Genomic DNA, 17,276 nt, shown 5'->3' on the forward strand with positions numbered 1-17,276 from the left:
TCGTAGATATCAAGTCGTCGGGCTGATCAGGAACTTGAAGCCGTATTTTTCCAGAATGGTCTTGGCAGCGGTCGAGCGCAGAAAGGCGAGATAGTCGTTGGTCTCGGGCTTCGCGGTGGTGGTCGCGGCAACCGGATAGATGATCGCGGGATGCGAATCCGCCGGGAAGGTGCCGACGACCTTCACGCCGGGCTCGACCTTGGCATCGGTCGAATAGACGATGCCGAGATTGGCCTCACCACGCGCCACCAGCGTCAGCGCGGCGCGCACGCTCTCGGCCATGGCGAATTTCGGCTCCGCAGCCTGCCATGCGCCCAGCTTCTCCAGCGCCGCCTTGGCGTATTTGCCGACCGGCACGGACTTGACGTCGCCGGTCGCGATCTTGCCGTCGCCCGCGAGCTTTGCGAGGTCGAAACCCTGCGCGATCGTGACGTTGTCGATCTTGGAGTCCTTCGGCGCGATCAGGACGATGCTGTTGCCGAGCAAATTGACGCGGGTCGGCTCGTTGATGGTCTTCTTGGAGATCGCGTAGTCCATCCAGTCGGTGTCGGCGGAAACGAACACGTCGGCCGGCGCGCCCTGCTCGATCTGCTTGGCGAGAACCGAGCTTGCGGCATAGCTGACGCTGAACTTGACGCCGGTCTTGGCGGTGTAGGCGGCGTCGATCTCGTCGAGCGCGTTCTTCATCGAGGCGGCGGCGAACACGGTGATGGTCTTGTCCTCAGCGGCGGCAGGCGAAAGGCTCGCGCTCGCGAGGAGGACGAAAGCGGTGAAAAGTCCGGCAATACGAATCATGGAATGCGCTCCGTGCGAGTTCGCGCGCGCGAACGTACGCGCAAATCTGGCGTTGGGTGGGTTGGCGTGCGACGGGCGGAAGCGCTGTTCCACGTGTCCCCGCAACGACTTACGGCCGGCGGGGATATCGCAGCTGCGAAGATAGCAGGCTAAGCCTTCAGGTCAAAGGCGGCCGTTTGTCCAACCAAGCGACTTATTGTGCCGGCAGGATCGCGATCGACAGGGAATTGTCCTTGGCGCCGCTGACCTGGAGCACGAAAGGCTGTGCCGACAGCTCGTATTTCATGGTCTTGCGGATGCCGTCGCAATCGGTCGCGCCGCTGAAGGCCACGGGCTTGAGGAAATGCCCGTCCTGGACCACGTCGACCCAGGCCCCGGAGGACAGGCTGACGGTGTAGAGCCCGGCCTTCGGCGCCTTGATGCTGGTGAAGCCCGCGAAGGTGCCGTCCTTCGGCGCCCTTTCCGGCGGCGTCGGCAGCTTCGCGTCCGCTGGGGCCACCAGCCCCAGCGTGATGGCCGACGACGGCAAGGCCGCCTGCTCGCTCCCCGAGGCGAGCTTCGCGCGGACCGGCGCGGTGAGCGCGGCGCGCTCACGCTCGATCGGCCATTTGAACTTGTCGCAGCCGCTGGGCTCTTCGGCAGCCAGAGCGGAGGTCGCACTGAGCGAAAGCGCAGCGAGGAAGGTGAGGACGCGCATGTCAAATCTCATCGTTGGCCACGCGAACAATGCGGGGCTTGCGGTCATTGCTGAAAGGCGGGATGCGCGTCCCGACAGGGCCGCTCAGCTTACGGCAGAGCGGCAAGGCGATCCTAGCGCATTTCAGAGGATGGGAGCCAGTAATGACTCTGTCATCCCGGATAAGCGCAGCGAAGCGGAGCGCAGATCCGGGATCCATAGCCCCAGGGAGGAATTTGACGAAGACTCGGAGTTACCGCTTCGCTCAACCACCGCTCCCTGTGGTTATGGATCCCGGGCTCGCGCTTCGCGCGCCCCGGGACGACAGCGGTGGGTGAGGCGGCAGCTTGCCCAGCCAGCCGCCTATTGCTTCGCATCCACCGCGTGCAGCACCGCCTTGCAGGCCGCCGGCATCTGCGCCAGCGTCATCGGCGGCTTTGGCTTCGGCGGCTCCGGCGGAGGCTTCGGATGCAGCACGGCGTCGCTGAACCAGTAGGCGAGGTCGGACGGCTTGCAGCCTTCGTCCTCGGATTGCGACGACTGGCCTTCGCATTCGCTCGAGCCCGCCGGGCAGCGCATGCGGATGTGGAAGTGATAGTCGTGGCCCCACCACGGCCGGATTTTCGACAGCCATGAGCGGTCCCCCTTGGCCTCGCGGCACAGCGCCTTCTTGATCGCGGGATTGACGAAGATGCGCTGCACTGCCGGCTCCTGCGCTGCGTCGCGCAGCACCAGCACATGAGCAGGCGTGAACACCTTGGGGTCGATGTCGAGCCGGTCCTGGCGCACCATCATCACCGCCGACAAGTCCTCGCGCTCCTCGCGTGACAAACGACGGTCCGGCATCGGCGTCAGCCAGATGTCGGCATCCAGGCCAATTTGATGGCTGGCATGGCCTGACAGTGCCGGCCCGCCGCGCGGCTGGGCGATGTCGCCGACCAGAATGCCCGGCCATCCCGCGTCCTTATTCGCCCTGGCCGCGAGCCGCTTGATCAGCGCGATCATGTCGGGATGACCGTAATTGCGGTTACGCGACAGCCGCATCACCTGCCAATTGTCGTCGTTGAGCGGCATCTGCATGGCGCCGCCGATACAGCCCTTGGTGTAGGAGCCGATGACATGAGCCGTTCCCTTCGACGGCAGCAGCTTTCGCGCGAACAGCTCCTTGGCGCCGATGCTGGGATCGTTTGGGTTGGCGAGCGGCGGTAGCGGTTTTGGGTTGACGCTGCCCTTGTCCTGGGCCGGCGCGGCGCCGGCGGTCAGGAACGTCATGACAAGCAGGAGAGGGGTGAGGCGGCGGGGACTCATGCTGTCATCCTTATAACGCAACGCGGCGTCAGGGTTAAGAAACAGTCCTTCGGCCGAAATATTGTCCGAAAGTCGCAGTTCCCTACGCGCGGCCGGCCGATTTTTAACGACGCGATAACCCTCTCGTGCATTGACCAAAATTCGTGCGTGGGAGGCGTGCTCCCAGCCCTCTGTATGCATTCGCGCGCGATCTCGGAAATGATTCAAGGCAGCGCGCAATTTTGCGCCATCGCGTTCTCCGATGACGACGATGTGATGGGCTTGGCGCGCCCGGCGGCGCTGCCGCGCCGCGCAAAGCGGCAATGAGGGCTGCTTTTCTGCGGCCACCAGACTGTGCGACCGACCGACAAGCCACCCAAGATTACTTTTTTTTCAGACACTTGCCCCAAAACTTGCGGCCACTGGGCGCGACTGGGACGCATCAAGTTGAGTTTGGGGTTTCGAAAAACAACAAAGCGAAAGGGAGGCGTGCTCGCCCGGGCTCGCCGACAGCCGCGCAAGCCGCGCTTCGCGCGCGCGCCTCAATCCGTTTCCGAACGCGACGAACTCCTGCGCCGCCGCGCCGAGGCGGAGGCGGCGATTGCCGAGGCCCGCAAATCCCATGAGCGCCTGCGCCAGGCCATCGACCTCCTGCCGCAAGGCATCGTGTTTCTCGATGCCGAAGGCCGTTACGTGCTCTGGAACAGGAAATACGCCGAGATCTACAGCAAGACCGCCGATCTGTTCGAGGAAGGCGCGCGCCTCGAGGACACGCTGCGCATCGGCGTCGCGCGTGGCGACTATCCCGAGGCGGCCGGCCACGAGGACGAGTGGATCGCCGAGCGGCTGCAAAAGCTCTATCAGCCCGGCGCGCGCCACGAGCAGATGCTCGCGGACGGCCGCGTCATCCTGATCGACGAGCGGCTGACCGACGACGGCGGCGTGGTCGGCCTGCGCGTCGACATCACCGAGCTGAAGCAGCGCGAGGCCTCGTTCCGCCTGCTGTTCGACGGCAATCCCGTCCCCATGATCGTCTGTGCGCTCGACGACGAGCGCATCCTCGGCGTCAACGATGCCGCGATTTCCCATTACGGCTATAGCCGTGCCGAATTCGAGAAGCTGAAGATCCGCTCGTTGCAGGCTTTCGACAGCGAGCCGCCCTGGACCACCGATCGCTCCAGCGAGGAGCAGGCCGCACGCACCTGGAAGCACGTCAAGGCCAACGGCGCGCTGATCGACCTTGCGATCTATTCCCGCGAATTGACCTATGCCGACCGGCCCGCGGTGCTGCTCGCACTGATGGACATCACCGAACGCAAGCGCGCCGAGGCGCGGCTCGCCTTCATGGCCCAGCATGACGGGCTGACCGGCCTGCCGAACCGCAATCTGCTGCGCCAGCAGGTGGACGAGATGCTGCTGCATATGCGGCGCAGCTCCGACAAGGTCGCGCTGCTGATGCTGGGGCTGGACAATTTTAAGGCGGTCAACGACACGCTGGGACACGCGGTCGGCGACAAGCTGCTGCGCGGCGTCGCCAAGCGGCTGCGTTCGACCTTGCGCGAGGAGGACGCGCTGGCGCGGCTGAACTCCGACGAGTTCGCGATCGTGCAGAGCGGGCTGACGCGTCCCGAGGACGCGGTGATGCTGGCAAAACGCCTGTTGGAAGCCATCGCCGATCCCTATCTGCTCGACGGCCATTCCGTAGTGATCGGCGCCTCCATCGGCATCGCGATGGCGCCCGGCGACGGCGATGATTCCGAAAAGCTGCTCAAGAGCGCCGACATGGCACTGTCGCGCGCCAAGGCCGATGCCCGCGGCACCTTTGCGTTCTTCGAGGCCGCGCTCGATGCCAAGGCGCAGAGCCGGCGCAAGATCGAGGTCGAGCTGCGCGACGCGATCCAGAACGACGTGCTGCGGCCCTACTATCAGCCGCTGATCGACCTCCAGAGCGGCCGCATCACCGGCTTCGAGGCGCTGGTGCGCTGGCCGCATGCCGAGCGCGGCATGGTCTCGCCGGCCGAGTTCATTCCGGTCGCCGAGGAAACCGGCCTGATCAATCCGCTCGGCGGCTTGATGCTGCGCCGGGCGTGCCTGGACGCCGCGACCTGGCCTGACGATGTCCGCGTCGCCGTCAACCTGTCGCCGCTCCAGTTCCGCAGCGGCAATCTGCTTTCGGTCGTCACGGACGCGCTGAAACATTCCGGCCTGCCGGCGCGGCGGCTGGAGCTCGAGATCACCGAGACGTTGCTGCTCGAAAAGAGCGCGCAGGTGCTGGCGACGCTGCATGCGCTGCGCGCGCTCGGCGTCCGCATCTCGATGGACGATTTCGGCACCGGCTATTCCAGCCTCAGCTATCTGCGCAGCTTCCCCTTCGACAAGATCAAGATCGACCAGTCCTTTGTGCGCGATCTCGGCGCCAACCGCGAGGCCCAGGCGATCATCCGCTCCATCGTCAGCCTCGGCAAAGGCCTTGGCGTTACCATCACCGCCGAGGGCGTCGAGACCGAAGCCGAGCTGAGCTGCCTGCGGGCCGAGGGCTGCGACGAGGGCCAGGGCTTTCTGTTCAGCAAGGCCCGGCCCAACGCCGAGATCATCAGCCTGCTCGCCGCCCAGCGCGGCATCGATGGTGACGAGAAGGCTGCGATGGTGGCGTAAGGCGGGGCTGCCCCTTACCTCGCCCCGCTTGCGGGGAGAGGTCGGAATGCGCGCGTAGCGCGGATTCCGGTGAGGGGGTACAGGTCCTTCAACGACCGCCCGTGTGGAGAGATGCCCCTCACCCCAACCCTCTCAGCGCGAGCGAAGCTCGTCGCGGCCCCGTAAGAACGGGGCGAGGGAGCGCAGCGTCATTGCGGCTGTAGTTCAGCGTCCCTCCGCCAAAATCGCCTTCCCCACATCCTCATAATGCGTATCCCGCGCCTGGATCTGCTGCGCGATCGCGTGCATGTCGCGAAAGCGCCGCTCGAACGGATTGCTGCGGAACACCGCAGTCGCGCCGGCCATGTGATAGGCGGCGTCGACTACCTTGGCCGATTGATGGATGGTCCAGGTCGCGGCGAGGCGAACGGCGCTGCGATGCGCCGGGCTGAATTGGCCGGTCGCGCAGAGGTCGTGCCACATCGCATTCGCCGTCGCATAGAGATAGGTGCGCGCAGCGCGTAAGTCGCCCTCGGTGCGGCCGATCAGGCCCTGGACAGCCTGGTTGTCGCGCATGGCGCTCGCTGCCAGCGACTGGTGCTTTGCCCGCGACAAAGCAATGGCGGCATCCAGCGTCGCGCGCGCGACGCCCAGCGAGACCGCGGCAAAGCCGAGGCTGAAGGTCGAGCCGGTGCCGATCCTGTAGAGCGGACCCGTCTCACGCAGCGCGGACGGCACGTCACGGAACGCCGTGAAACGCTCGGGGATGAAGAGGTCGCTCACTTCATAGGAATCCGTGCCGGTGCCGGCGAGCCCGATCGCCTGCCAGACGTCGTGCAGCACCGCGCTCGCAACCGGAAACAGGATGGTGCGAACCTCTGGCGAGCCGTCGGCATTTTTCCGCGGCGTCCCGTCGGCTCCGACGATGCGGACATGCGCCCCCAGCCAGCTCGCCTGCCGCGAGCCCGAGGCAAAATCCCAGCGCGCTGTGACGCGATAGCCGCCCTCGACCGCACGCGCCTCATGCGCGATCGCGCCCCAGGCGAGGATGCCGGGCGGCCTGTCGAAGATCTCGCGCGCAATGTCGTGGTCGAGCGAAGCCGCGATCATCGCGCAGACGCTGCATTGGCCGAGACACCATGCGGTCGAGGCATCCGCCTTCGCGATCTCCTCCTGCATCTGCATGAAGGTTTCGATGGGGGCTTCCGCACCGCCGAGACTCTGCGGCAAAAGCGCGCGATAGAGCCCGCTCTCGATCAAAGCCGAGACGACGGTCGGCGTCAGCCGACGGGAGCGCTCGATCTCGTCCGCTTCGCGCGCAATCAGTGGCGCGATTGCCCGGGCACGTTCAACGAGATCGAAGCCTTGCGGCCTGTTCATGCGTCACCTCGTCAGGCCGCAGCGCGGCCGAGGTCGAGCGATTGCCTGCGTCTTGTCGGAAAACTCAGCGCCACCGCGACGGCGGCGAGCCCGATCGCGAAGGAGCCGGCGTGCAGCCATGTGTAGCGTTGGAAATTGTCGAACACGAGCCCGCCGGCCCACGGACCCAGCGCCATGCCGAGGCTGGCAAAGGCCGACACCGCGCCGAACACGGTGCCCATGATGCGCGCGCCGAAGTACTCGCGGACCAGCACGGCATAGAGCGGCATCACCCCGCCATAGGCGAGGCCGAACACGACCGAGAGCGCGTAGAATTCGCCGAGCTGCGCCACCGCGAGATAGGTCACGATGCACATCGCCTGCACGAACAGGCCGCCGACCAGCACGGGCTTGGCGCCGATGCGATCGGCTGCCGCGCCGAGCAGCAGGCGTCCGCCGAGCCCGGAGACGCCGGCGACGCTGTAGACCGTCACCGCGGTGAGCGGGGCGATGCCGCACACCATCGCATAGGACACCATGTGAAAGATCGGACCGGAATGCGCCGCGCAGCAGGCGAAATGCGCGGCTGCGAGCGCGATGAATTGCGGCGTGCGCAGCGCCTGCGCCGCGGTCAGCTCGATCTCCGGTGCCGCGTCGGTGCTCGCCGGGCCAGCCGCCTGCGGCGCCGGCCGCACCAGGAAGCAGGCCGGGATCAGCAGCGCCCACGCCGCACAGCCGATCACCAGCATCGCGGTGCGCCAGTCATAGGCCGTGATCAGCCAGCTTGCGGTCGGCGCGATCGTCACCGGCGACACGCCCATGCCGGCAGAGACCAGCGCCACCGCGAGGCTGCGGTTCTTTTCGATCCAGGCGCTCGCGAGCGCCATCATCGGCGCGTAAAAGCTGCCGGCGGCGACGCCGATCAGCACGCCGAAGAAAAGCTGGAATTGCCATAGGCTGGTTGCCTGGCTCGCAGTCACGAGACCGAGGCCCAGCAGCAGGCTTCCGGCAAGCACCACGATGCGGGTGCCAAACCGGTCCGACAGCGTGCCCCAGAAGAACGCGGCAACGCCCATGCAGAGGAAATCCAGCGTCGCCGCCGCCGACACGCCCGCGCGCGACCAGCCCATCGCTTCGGAGATCGGCTGCAGGAAGACCGCAAGCGACAGCATCGTGCCGAAGCCGACACAGGTCATCAGCGCTCCCGCAGCGACCACGACCCAGCCATAGTCGAACCCTGACGGCTTGCTCATCCGTTTCCTCTGCGCTTTTGCTCTTGTTGATGGTGCGCGCGGGATGGTGGCCCATCTGTCGGCCGAGGGCAAGATTACGCGCAATGCGCGGGTACAGAGCTCGTTACCTTGCAGCGCCTTGAGCGTCGGCATGCGCCATGGGCCACCGCAACACCGACTTAGGATGTGTCTTGTGCCGCGGTTTCGCTGCCCCCGCGTGCCCGTTCCATTTGCCCCGGCCACCCGTACGCCGAGATCAGGCTCATGTAGGCCTCAGAATCCGTGCCGGTCATATTGAGGGAGCGGCTGCACTGTTGGAGGGCTTCTTCATATTGACGGAGGTGCAAGTGTGCGACGCAGAGAAGCCGCGCTGCGATGGTATCCTGCAAGACGGCCAGGTTTGCGAGGTCGCCGTCGAACCTATCCGACCAGATGTCGCGGGCGGTCTGAAGGTCGGTCAGAGATACGTTGACCCGCACCTGGTCTCCGTTGCGTCTCACCGCGCCCCGCACGGCCCAGCGGACGCGGAGATCCGTCCCGAGCTGCTGCAGATCGACCACCTTCTTCTTGTAGGTCAAGGCGGTGTCGCGTCCAACAACGAGAGTGGCGGGCGTTCGCGCGAGATCGGTCGTCAAGCCTGTCGAGATCAAGTCGGCAAAGGAGTCCTGCGCCGGACCGTCGTTGAGGCTGGCGAAGGGCAACACGACGAGAGAGAGGCGAGGCGCGATCTCGGGCCTGACTGTCGGCTGTGGCTGGATATTTTGAGCTTCCCGTTGTGCGTCGGTACGGACTGTCTTCCAGGCATTCCAGTATCCGGCAACGCCACCGGCAATTGCGCCGATGGCGGCGACCGACGCCAGCACGCTGCCGACGAGCTTCAAACGGCCTCTGAGGTCCTCCAGCCAGCCTGCGGATCGCCGTTCGCCAACAGCGTGTGCAGAGGCAACCGGGATCGTAACCGCTGCCGTGGTTCCTGGTTGCCGATCCTCATCGTGCACGGCGCCCACGAAACGAAAGCCCTTGCGTGGAAATGTCTTGATAAGACGTTGTTGCTGACCGGAGTCACCGATCGCGCGCCGGACGGCGTTCAGCCGGGTCGTCAGCGCCGCATCGGATACGATCCGGCCATTCCAAATCGCGTTGACGAGATCGTCCTTGCTGACGACGCGATCCCTGCTGCGGATCAGATGTTCGAGCAGATCGAGAACCTGGGGTGTCGTGGGCACCACATCGAGCCCGCGCCGCAATTCGCGCCGCTCGGTGTCCAACGCACAGTCCTCGAAGAAATAGCGCATGGCACCATTCTCCAAGCCTGCCCTCTATTCTCCGAGGGCGCGGGAGCAATAATCCGTGGAGAATAGGCCTTCGCTCCCGAAAACTAAGCCGCGAACATTGGTCCACCCCGTCAGGGGGTGCCAAGGTCGTGCTTTTCCGGAAGGCCCGCTTCGCAGAGACCCTTCTCGAAGATCGCGAAGTCATCTGCCCGGCGAAACGGTGCCAGATTCTCGAGATTGGCACGAAGATCTGGATTGCATTCAAGGGCTTGCAGGAGGGATCGTTGCGCTCGTTCACGCCGCCCAGCGAATGCGTTGCTGGCTGCGGCAATGCAGGTCACGAGCAGGAAACTCGTCTGACCACGCAATGCGGTCTCGGCGCATGATACCGCCGCGTCATAGCGGCCCGCCAGAAAATGCGCATACGCCATGGCTCCCTGCGCGTCGTAGTACATGGGCGGATCGAGCGGGCTAAGTCTCACGGCATGTGCGGCGTGCTCGAGGGCGAGATCCGGCTCTCCCCTCCAAACTCTCAGCCAGGCACTGGTGGCCCAGGCTTGCGCGAAGTTAGGGTTGTCAGCCAAAGCTCGATCCACGAAAGCAGCCGCGTCGTCGAACTCATGGGCTATGAAGGCGAGTGCATATCCACCCACGGACAGTGCAACCGGATCATTTGCCCCCAGTTCTACCGCCTTCCGGGCCAGCCGGGTGGCTTCCGCAATTTCCTTCGCGGGATCGCTGATCCAGCCGTTCGCCTTGCGCCGGGTATAGCACCAGGCGGCCATCGCATAGCCACAAGCCAGTCGAGGGTCGAGTTCGGTCGCCTTGCAAAAGAGCTGCAGCGCCTCGGTGTTTGCGTTGTTGGACCAACGGGATTTCGCCAGCCCGCGCAGATAATGATCATACGCATCCAGATTTTCGGGCGGCTTCCGCCTTGCCCGCTTGATTTCCTCACGCTGCAGCCTCGGGGCGATTGCGCCTATGACACTGGACGTCAGATTGTCCTGCAGATCGAACATGTCCTCGATCGGGCCCTCAAAGCGGTCTGCCCAGAGATGCGTTCCAGTTTCGGCATCGATCAGCTGCCCCGCGATTCGAATGCGATTTCCGGCTTTGCGCACGCTGCCTTCGAGTACATAGCGGACACCAAGCTCGCGGCCGACCTGCTTTACATCAACGACCCGGCCCTTATACGCAAAGCTCGAATTGCGTGCGATCACGAACAGCCAGCGAAAATGAGCCAGAGCCATCGTGATTTCCTCCACGATGCCATCTGCGAAATACTCCTGTTCGGGATCGGAGCTGAGGCTGACGAAAGGGAGTACGGCAATCGAGGGCTTATCCGGTAGCGGGAGGGCCGCTGTTCTCGCTTCTGACCGGTGAGGGACGGTTGAAGGATCCGGCTCCCGTACTTCCCGAACGGCTCCGACGAAACGGAAGCCCTTGCGCGGGATCGTCTTGATCAGGCGCTGCGCTTCCCCGCAATCGCCGACTGCCGTGCGGACGCCATTGATGCGGGTCGCAAGCGCGGCCTCCGATACGATGCGCCCCTTCCAGATCGCGTTCATGAGGTCGTCTTTGCTGACGACACGCTCCCTGTTGCCGATCAAGTAGTCGAGAATGTCGAAGACCTGTGGCGCAACGGAAACAGCATCGGCCCCGCGATGCAGCTCGCGCCGATCCGTGTCGAGCACGTATTCATCGAAGAGATAGCGCAAGTTGCCACTCCCGTCGTTGGATGAAGCCGCCTCTGCACCTGCTGGGGCGTAAAGTAAGGCGCCGGTCAGGAAAATGTAAGCTGCACGTCAAGCGTGCCCGGCGAAGTCCTGACATCCTGCCCTCGGTAAAGGTATCGCCAAGGGATATCGCGGATGAGTACCATCAACGGCGTTGCACAGGTGCGACGGACTGCCACACCCGTGCAGCAAGTGACCAGCCTTTTCCTGCGGGTCTGGAGCGCATGGCAGAAGCGCCGAAGACGGCTGAAGGTACAAACCGCTCTCTGTGCCCTCAGCGATCGGGAGTTGATGGATATCGGCGCGACGCGCGCCGATATGGACTACATTGCCTTGCAGCAAGGCCGCGCAAGGCCCGATCGTCCGGCACCCTGGCGCATTGGCAGTGCGCTTGCGATCCTGTTGGTCGTCAACCTGTTCAGCTTGATTTCCGTAGATCGCGCCGAGGCTCAATGCACTGCGCAGGATGGTTTGCGGAGGCAGCTGGCGGTCAAGGTCGACCCGCCGGCTCCCAGATCGGAGATTCCGGTCAGCTCGGCTGCAGATGTCCTGGCGTGGAAGACGATCCGGATAGGAACATTCACGGATACGTTCGCTCTTCGCAGCGCGATGAGCGCAATGGGCTGCGGCGTCGGAAACGCGGCTGATGAGATACTCGCTCGACCGGCCTTTACCCTAAGTCGCAAGAAGGCGGAGGTTGAGCTTGTTGCCGTGTCGGTTGCGGAGCTCGGCTTTCAAGGCGAGGCTTCGCTGCGGGAAATCTATGCGCGTGCACAACAGCTCGGTCTTGCTCTGGCGCCCGCCGAAATCGCGCCGCAGCTGAGACTTCAGTATTTGGACCAGCCGATCGGTGAGTTTCTCACCATCGGGATGGAGCCTATCGGAACGTGGGCGGGCGAAGCGGTCGTCCTGACGGTGGCGAATGGCGGAGCAGGCCTCATCCTGATCGGCCAGGATGGCCGTGAGGACGCGCAGATATCTGCGATATCCCGTTTTGTGTTCGTGCGACCCGGCTCATCCATGGCTCCAGAGACCGCAGCGATGGCCAGGTAGCATGCTGCGATCTCATTTGGTCTGGGCTCGATCAGGGAAACGGGTGATGATCACGCGTCGTGATGTGTTGTCGGCGGCCGCTGCGGCGTTCGCCGCTACGCATATTTCACCGCGGGCTCTTGCACAGCCGATCGCGAGAACCGCGCATATCCTGACGGGCTTCACGCCGGGGCTGCAGGATGGGTTGGCGCGGCTCGTGGCGGGCCAGATGAGCGGCTATGCGGAAACCATTGTGGTCGAGACCCGTCCGGGCGCGGCCGGTCGCATCGCGGTGGAGGCGGTGAAGAGCGCCGACGCCGACGGATCGGTCATGCTGTTCGCGCCGCTCGGCTTCATGATGTTCTTTCCGCACGTCTACAAGACACTGAGATACCATCCGCGGGATTTCACGCCTGTGTCGACCGTCGCCTCGACCCCGACATTGCTGACGGTCGGTCCCAGCGTGCCGGCCGACGTCAAGACGCTGGCGGACTTCGTGGCCTGGTGCCGCGCCAATCCGAAGCACGCCACCTTTGGTTCGCCGGGCGCCGGAACCTCGCTGCATTTTCTCGGTGCGATGCTGGGCCGCAGCGCCGGCTTCGATTTTCTTCACGTGCCCTATCAGGGCGGCGGTGCGATTCAGGATCTGGTCAAGGGCGTGATTGCCGCGACCGTCATGCCGATCGGCAGCTCGCTCGGACTCGTCCAGTCCGGAGATCTTCGCGCGCTGGCGACCACCGGACCGCGCCGCAGCCTGTTTGTTCCGGCGGTACCGACGATGCGGGAGGCCGGATATCCGTCGCTCGAGGACCTCACATGGTTTGCGTTCTTCGTTCCGGCCAAGACGCCGGCGCCGATCGTCGATAAGCTCAACACCGCGATCCAGGCGGCCTTGCGCACCGACGAGGTCAAGGCCGGCATGGCAAAGCTGGCCGTCGAGCCCGACGCGATCGCCATGGAAGACTTCGCCCGGCTGATCGCATCCGAATCCGACCGGTGGAAGGCGATCGTTCAGGCAACGGGGTTCGTCCCGACCGATTGAAGCGGCATTGACAGGAGGCAACACATGAGCGGGCCGGCATCCGTGCATGATCTCGTGCAGTCGCATCGCATCACCGCGGTGATCTATGCGGCGGCGAAGCTCAATCTCGCCGAGGCCATCGGCGATGAGGCGAAATCGGTGACCGAGCTCGCCCGGCTGGTGTCCGCCGATGAAAGTGCGCTGCGCCGATTGCTCGTTGGCCTGACGACACTTGGCCTGTGCAGGCAGGCCGACCGCGACCGGTTTGCCATGACCGAGCTCGGCCGGCAGCTCGACGAGACCGCCGACCCCTCCTTCAAGGACTGGGTTCTCTTCGAGGGCGAGATGCTCGCGCAATCCTGGCTCGGACTGGTCGAATCGGTTCGCTCGGGCAAGAGCGCGGGCGAGCTGCGCGGCGATGGCGACGATCGCTATGCCGCGACGAGCAATGCGCCGGAATTCACCCGCCGCTTCAACGCCGCGATGGTCAGCCTGACGCGGAGCATCGTTCCAAGGATCGTTGCGGCCCACGACTTCGCGACCGCGCGCGTTGTCATGGACCTCGGTGGCGGCACCGGCGAATTGATCGGCGGCGTGCTCCAGCGCAACCCGCATCTTGAGGGCATCGCCTTCGATCTCGCGCGCTGCGAGGCGGGAGCGCGGGCGCATTTTGCCCGGCTTGGCATCGCCAATCGCTGCCGGTTCGTCGCCGGCAGTTTCTTCGAGAAGGTCCTGGGCGGCGCCGACACGATCCTGATGAAGAGCATCCTGCACAATTGGAGAGACGATCGTTGCGAGGTCATTCTGCGCAACTGCCGGGACGCGCTGCCGGCCAGCGGAACGTTGATCGTGATCGAACGGATCATGCCGGAGCCTGCGACGACTGAGACCCAGGACCGCTCCTGTGCCATGAGCGACCTCAATATGCTGCGGGGACCTGGTGGCCGCGAGCGGACGGAAGCCGAGTACCGCAGGCTTGGCGTCCTCGCCGGCTTCGCCTTCGTCGGCACCAGCGGTGTCGGCTCGTTCAGCCTGGTCCAATTCCGAAAGGTCGGGCACTGACTGCCGTCCGTTGGGACGCCAGTCGAGTCTCATCCCATCAGGCCTTGGCGCAGGATCGATCAGCAGCCCCGGCAGACGCCGGAGATCTTGCGATCGACGTTGGCATCCTCTTGGTCGAGGAAATCCAGCGATCCCGAACTTGCCGAGGGCACGTCGGAGGCGTGGGGCTGGCGGTGACCGACCGGGGCCGTCCACGGCCTGGTGGTCGTTTCCTTTCCGGGCAGCGACGGGTGGAAAGGTTGCGCCGAAGCTGTGCCCATCGTCGATACGATCGTGACCACAATCAGCATCTTTGAGGTGATCATAGGTGTCTCCAAATGCATCCCGCCCTGCATGTGCGGTTCAGACATTCAGATTTGCATCGAAGACCCGCTATTCCCTGTCATCGCGGAGGCGTGATACCGCCGTGGTCCGGCCTTCCGGAACGACGTTTGTCAGGCCGGCGCTTTCCTGCCGATCAGACCGAAGACGATCATGACGAGGCTGATGCCGCGGACAGCACCCGAGACCTCTCCGACCGTGCGCATCAGGGCGGCAGGATCATTGGACCACGGCGTCATGTCCCGCATCGAGAGGAAGAACAGGACGGCGAGCACCAGCAGGACCGAGCCAACGGCAATCAATCGCCAGTTTCGCTTTCGCATGACAGACACTCCCCCGTATCGCCCACAGATGGGCGGGGCCGTTTAGGACGCAGGGAGATAGTGTCGTCGAGCCCGGGTCGGGTTCAATGGCCACGAGCCGCATCGAACAAATGTGACCCTCATCCCCAATTTGTTCGCGGCCGCTGGTGGGTGGCCAACAGATGTTTTGACTTTTTTGTGTTTTCAACGCTTTGACGGCTCGACCCTGTCGGCATGGACCAGTCTCGATCGTCCTTGGATGGACTCCGCACACGTCAGTGATGCCGTCACCTAGAAAATCGAACCAGGAGCTTATGTTCATGAGGATCACCGTAGAAACCACCGTAGCAGCCCCCATCGATCAGGTCTGGCGTGCCTATACGACACCTGCTGACATCATGGCGTGGAACGCCGCGTCCGACGACTGGCATACGACCAAGGCTACGGTCGACCTGCGGGAAGGCGGGGTCTTCTCGTCGCGCATGGAAGCCAAGGACGGCAGCATGGGCTTTGACTTCGCCGGGACTTACACGACGATCGTCGAACACAAGCTGATCGAATATTCATTCGGCGATCGCAAGGCCGAAGTCGAGTTCGTGCCCGGGGCGAAGGGCGTCGTCGTCCGCGTTGTCTTCGATAGCGAGCCGACACACTCGGTTGAGCAGCAGCAGGGCGGCTGGCAGGCGATCCTCGACAACTTCGCGCGACACGTGCAAGCGAAGCAGAAGAAGTCGTGAAGCCGTGCGGGGGCAGGAGATGTCCCTGACGGGCGCCGTCGGCTTTCCGCGCAGAGTACCTGACGGAAATTGATCAGTCGAGGAATAGCCGGCTTCGGGGGCAGTCGCGTCGGTTGCCCCCTCAGCCGGCGACCTCCGGTTTGCGCCGGGCTCACCGGCGCGGTGGGCCAACAGGTGACGTCAAGCTGCTACGACGGCTCCACGCCCCCCGCGCGCGTCTCCGGGGGCGCGCCACGCCTCAGGGGAAGCGGCTGGTCGCCAAGCAACACCTTCACCACCACGTCACGCGCATTGCCGGGATCAAGCGAGTGCTTGGCGATCAGGTCGCTACAGTCGGCGACGATCTGGTCGGCGTCCTGCATGATCTTGAGCTCCTTGTAGCGATCGTGCCGATGCAGGCCCATGCTTTCGCCGACCACTTCAAGGATATTCATGATACGAAATGGCCAGTCGCGCTCGTGCGCGCACAGTTCGCGATGATCGGAATGATAGACCGCGACCAGTGCATCGACACCTGCATCGCGCGCCGCCTCAAGCTCCATGAGTTGCAATTCGCGCTTGTACTTTGGAAGCGCGCCGACATCCACGCTCTGCAAACCCACCGCCGGCTGGTTCAGATCGACGAGTTCGATACCGGGTACCGCCGTCAAGATTTCAGCGGCGGATTCCACGACGCCGGCCACGCCGGGATGCCTGTGCAGCGCGACCCGCATTTCGACCCTGCGTTGAAGGTGCGGCTTTAGCTGCGCCAGCCGGTCGCCGAGAAAGCGCATGAACGGGTTCATCTCGAACGGGCGGGACCCGTGTTGTCGCTCCACCGTTGGCAGGATGGTCTCCGTGTACTGGACGTAGCACGACGGGCACCAGGAGATCACCTGCCCCGAGTTCGAGTGCGACAGCTTTTCCATCGTACTCGATCCCATACGACCGGCCATCTCTGCGTCGCCAGACTTGAGCTGGAGAATGCCGCAACAATGGCTCGGTCCGCCCATCACCTGGTAACTGACGCCGAGCGCGTCCATGATATCGAGGGCAAGCAAGGCGATGTGCGGCGTCTTGAGCACATTGCAGCCAGTGTAAAACACGAAATCCGGCGTTTCAACGGGCGTGGCGACCGACGCCGATCTCTGACCCAGTCGTTCGAGCACGTCCGCATCGAGTTGCAGGCGCGAAAGCACGTTCACGCCACGACTGCCGTCGCGGTACCTCTCGACACCCCGCCGGCGCCGTTCCGCAAGCTCATTGTCCGACTTCGCGATGCCAAGCCGCGCCATGCTCAGCAGGAAACGCGGATTGACGCCATAGCTGCACGCCTTGATGCATGCCCCGCTTCGCATGCAGGACAGCGCCCATTTGCGCGACGCTTCCGGGCCGTTGCCGGTACGCACCAGCTCGAGAATGCCGCCGATGATGTCTTCGGACTTTGTCGTCCGCGAGATGCCGGCCGGCTCGACACTCGGACAGGCCTCGACGCATTTCCCACATCGCGTACAGGCGTCGAGCATGTCTTCGGCATATTCAGCCAGGGACGTCTCGAAGGGGACCTCGTTCATCGGCTGCATGACCAACTCCCAGGCCTGCTGGAGGATCGGCTACGTGCGGCATACGACAGCGCCGGAACCTAACTCACAATTGGCGAGCTGTACACGAGCAGGCCGCAATGGGGATTTGTCGCCTTCGGGTCAATCGCGTCTGCTGCGCGCTGGGTGAGCCCGCTGCCGGCGTGCTCTTACTACCGGACCACCCGTGACCGATCTGGACTTCGCATTCGGGTCAACAGGCGACGTTCGTTAGCCGGCACGGCGACC

15 protein-coding genes are annotated in these 17,276 nt (G+C 64.3%); 5 read left to right on the forward strand and 10 right to left on the reverse strand.

The features are described 5' to 3' along the window. Positions 1-9: 9 nt before the first annotated feature. The 3 genes from modA to mepA all read right to left on the reverse strand — a co-directional run bounded on the left by modA (position 10) and on the right by mepA (position 2,779). Positions 10-795: a molybdate ABC transporter substrate-binding protein gene (gene modA, locus AB7Z56_RS03950; RefSeq protein WP_063980719.1), complete on the reverse strand. Its 786-nt coding sequence runs from the start codon at positions 793-795 to the stop codon at positions 10-12. Positions 796-988: 193 nt separating this feature from the next. Continuing rightward, positions 989-1,492: a hypothetical protein gene (locus tag AB7Z56_RS03955; protein ID WP_063980720.1), complete on the reverse strand. Its 504-nt coding sequence runs from the start codon at positions 1,490-1,492 to the stop codon at positions 989-991. 342 nt (positions 1,493-1,834) lie between these two features. Further along, positions 1,835-2,779 (reverse strand): penicillin-insensitive murein endopeptidase, encoded by a 945-nt coding sequence (gene mepA, locus AB7Z56_RS03960; protein ID WP_441256167.1) that lies wholly within the window; start codon positions 2,777-2,779, stop codon positions 1,835-1,837. A 468-nt stretch (positions 2,780-3,247) separates the two neighbouring features. On the opposite strand from mepA, the gene AB7Z56_RS03965 reads away from it, so the two are divergent. Beyond that, positions 3,248-5,413, forward strand: a complete 2,166-nt coding sequence (locus tag AB7Z56_RS03965) for a putative bifunctional diguanylate cyclase/phosphodiesterase (protein WP_063980722.1) — start codon at positions 3,248-3,250, stop codon at positions 5,411-5,413. A gap of 204 nt (positions 5,414-5,617) precedes the next feature. Here AB7Z56_RS03965 and AB7Z56_RS03970 read toward each other — a convergent pair whose 3' ends face one another. The 4 genes from AB7Z56_RS03970 to AB7Z56_RS03985 form a co-directional block, all read right to left on the reverse strand. Then, positions 5,618-6,772 carry an acyl-CoA dehydrogenase family protein gene (locus AB7Z56_RS03970; protein WP_063980723.1) on the reverse strand — a complete coding sequence of 385 codons (1,155 nt, stop codon included), beginning with the start codon at positions 6,770-6,772 and terminating at the stop codon, positions 5,618-5,620. Between the two features lie 11 nt (positions 6,773-6,783). After that, entirely contained in the window at positions 6,784-8,004 is a 1,221-nt protein-coding gene (locus AB7Z56_RS03975; protein ID WP_063980724.1) for an MFS transporter, read from the reverse strand. Positions 8,005-8,162: 158 nt separating this feature from the next. Then, positions 8,163-9,278, reverse strand: coding sequence for a winged helix-turn-helix domain-containing protein (locus AB7Z56_RS03980; RefSeq protein WP_063986041.1), 1,116 nt, complete (start codon positions 9,276-9,278; stop codon positions 8,163-8,165). A 110-nt stretch (positions 9,279-9,388) separates the two neighbouring features. Next, on the reverse strand, positions 9,389-10,975 hold the full coding sequence (locus AB7Z56_RS03985; RefSeq protein WP_063980725.1) for a winged helix-turn-helix domain-containing tetratricopeptide repeat protein: 1,587 nt from the start codon (positions 10,973-10,975) through the stop codon (positions 9,389-9,391). A gap of 153 nt (positions 10,976-11,128) precedes the next feature. Between AB7Z56_RS03985 and AB7Z56_RS03990 the strand changes: the two genes are divergently transcribed. From AB7Z56_RS03990 to AB7Z56_RS04000, 3 genes are read left to right on the forward strand one after another with little or no spacing between them, the layout of a single operon-like run. Next, the gene (locus AB7Z56_RS03990) at positions 11,129-12,046 is read left to right on the forward strand and encodes a hypothetical protein (protein ID WP_063980726.1); all 918 of its coding nucleotides are present in this window, start codon (positions 11,129-11,131) and stop codon (positions 12,044-12,046) included. 46 nt (positions 12,047-12,092) lie between these two features. Further along, on the forward strand, positions 12,093-13,067 hold the full coding sequence (locus AB7Z56_RS03995) for a Bug family tripartite tricarboxylate transporter substrate binding protein (RefSeq protein WP_084794947.1): 975 nt from the start codon (positions 12,093-12,095) through the stop codon (positions 13,065-13,067). A 24-nt stretch (positions 13,068-13,091) separates the two neighbouring features. Continuing rightward, entirely contained in the window at positions 13,092-14,108 is a 1,017-nt protein-coding gene (locus tag AB7Z56_RS04000) for a methyltransferase (protein WP_063980728.1), read from the forward strand. A 59-nt stretch (positions 14,109-14,167) separates the two neighbouring features. On the opposite strand, the gene AB7Z56_RS04005 is transcribed toward AB7Z56_RS04000, so the two are convergent. Then, positions 14,168-14,413, reverse strand: coding sequence for a hypothetical protein (locus tag AB7Z56_RS04005; protein ID WP_063980729.1), 246 nt, complete (start codon positions 14,411-14,413; stop codon positions 14,168-14,170). A 129-nt stretch (positions 14,414-14,542) separates the two neighbouring features. After that, positions 14,543-14,752, reverse strand: coding sequence for a hypothetical protein (locus tag AB7Z56_RS04010; RefSeq protein ID WP_063980730.1), 210 nt, complete (start codon positions 14,750-14,752; stop codon positions 14,543-14,545). Positions 14,753-15,051: 299 nt separating this feature from the next. Here AB7Z56_RS04010 and AB7Z56_RS04015 point away from each other — a divergent pair, with 299 nt between their 5' ends. Continuing rightward, a complete protein-coding gene (locus tag AB7Z56_RS04015; RefSeq protein ID WP_063986042.1) occupies positions 15,052-15,468 on the forward strand; it encodes an SRPBCC family protein in 417 nt (138 codons plus the stop codon). Between the two features lie 188 nt (positions 15,469-15,656). On the opposite strand, the gene AB7Z56_RS04020 is transcribed toward AB7Z56_RS04015, so the two are convergent. Further along, positions 15,657-17,030: a (Fe-S)-binding protein gene (locus AB7Z56_RS04020; protein WP_063980731.1), complete on the reverse strand. Its 1,374-nt coding sequence runs from the start codon at positions 17,028-17,030 to the stop codon at positions 15,657-15,659. Positions 17,031-17,276: the final 246 nt, after the last annotated feature.

The sequence above is a fragment of the Bradyrhizobium sp. 482_C4_N1_8 genome, assembly GCF_052075965.1.
Classification (GTDB): Bacteria; Pseudomonadota; Alphaproteobacteria; order Rhizobiales; family Xanthobacteraceae; genus Bradyrhizobium; species Bradyrhizobium barranii.

Excerpts from the sequence above, each read along its gene's own strand:
- AB7Z56_RS03975 (WP_063980724.1), bottom strand. The coding sequence starts at position 8,004 with ATGAGCAAGCCGTCAGGGTTCGACTATGGCTGGGTCGTGGTCGCTGCG.
- modA (WP_063980719.1), bottom strand. The coding sequence starts at position 795 with ATGATTCGTATTGCCGGACTTTTCACCGCTTTCGTCCTCCTCGCGAGC.
- AB7Z56_RS03955 (WP_063980720.1), bottom strand. The coding sequence starts at position 1,492 with ATGCGCGTCCTCACCTTCCTCGCTGCGCTTTCGCTCAGTGCGACCTCC.
- AB7Z56_RS03970 (WP_063980723.1), bottom strand. The coding sequence starts at position 6,772 with ATGAACAGGCCGCAAGGCTTCGATCTCGTTGAACGTGCCCGGGCAATC.
- mepA (WP_441256167.1), bottom strand. The coding sequence starts at position 2,779 with ATGAGTCCCCGCCGCCTCACCCCTCTCCTGCTTGTCATGACGTTCCTG.
- AB7Z56_RS04020 (WP_063980731.1), bottom strand. The coding sequence starts at position 17,030 with ATGCAGCCGATGAACGAGGTCCCCTTCGAGACGTCCCTGGCTGAATAT.
- AB7Z56_RS03995 (WP_084794947.1), top strand. The coding sequence starts at position 12,093 with ATGATCACGCGTCGTGATGTGTTGTCGGCGGCCGCTGCGGCGTTCGCC.
- AB7Z56_RS04015 (WP_063986042.1), top strand. The coding sequence starts at position 15,052 with ATGAGGATCACCGTAGAAACCACCGTAGCAGCCCCCATCGATCAGGTC.
- AB7Z56_RS04005 (WP_063980729.1), bottom strand. The coding sequence starts at position 14,413 with ATGATCACCTCAAAGATGCTGATTGTGGTCACGATCGTATCGACGATG.
- AB7Z56_RS04000 (WP_063980728.1), top strand. The coding sequence starts at position 13,092 with ATGAGCGGGCCGGCATCCGTGCATGATCTCGTGCAGTCGCATCGCATC.
- AB7Z56_RS03980 (WP_063986041.1), bottom strand. The coding sequence starts at position 9,278 with ATGCGCTATTTCTTCGAGGACTGTGCGTTGGACACCGAGCGGCGCGAA.
- AB7Z56_RS04010 (WP_063980730.1), bottom strand. The coding sequence starts at position 14,752 with ATGCGAAAGCGAAACTGGCGATTGATTGCCGTTGGCTCGGTCCTGCTG.
- AB7Z56_RS03990 (WP_063980726.1), top strand. The coding sequence starts at position 11,129 with ATGAGTACCATCAACGGCGTTGCACAGGTGCGACGGACTGCCACACCC.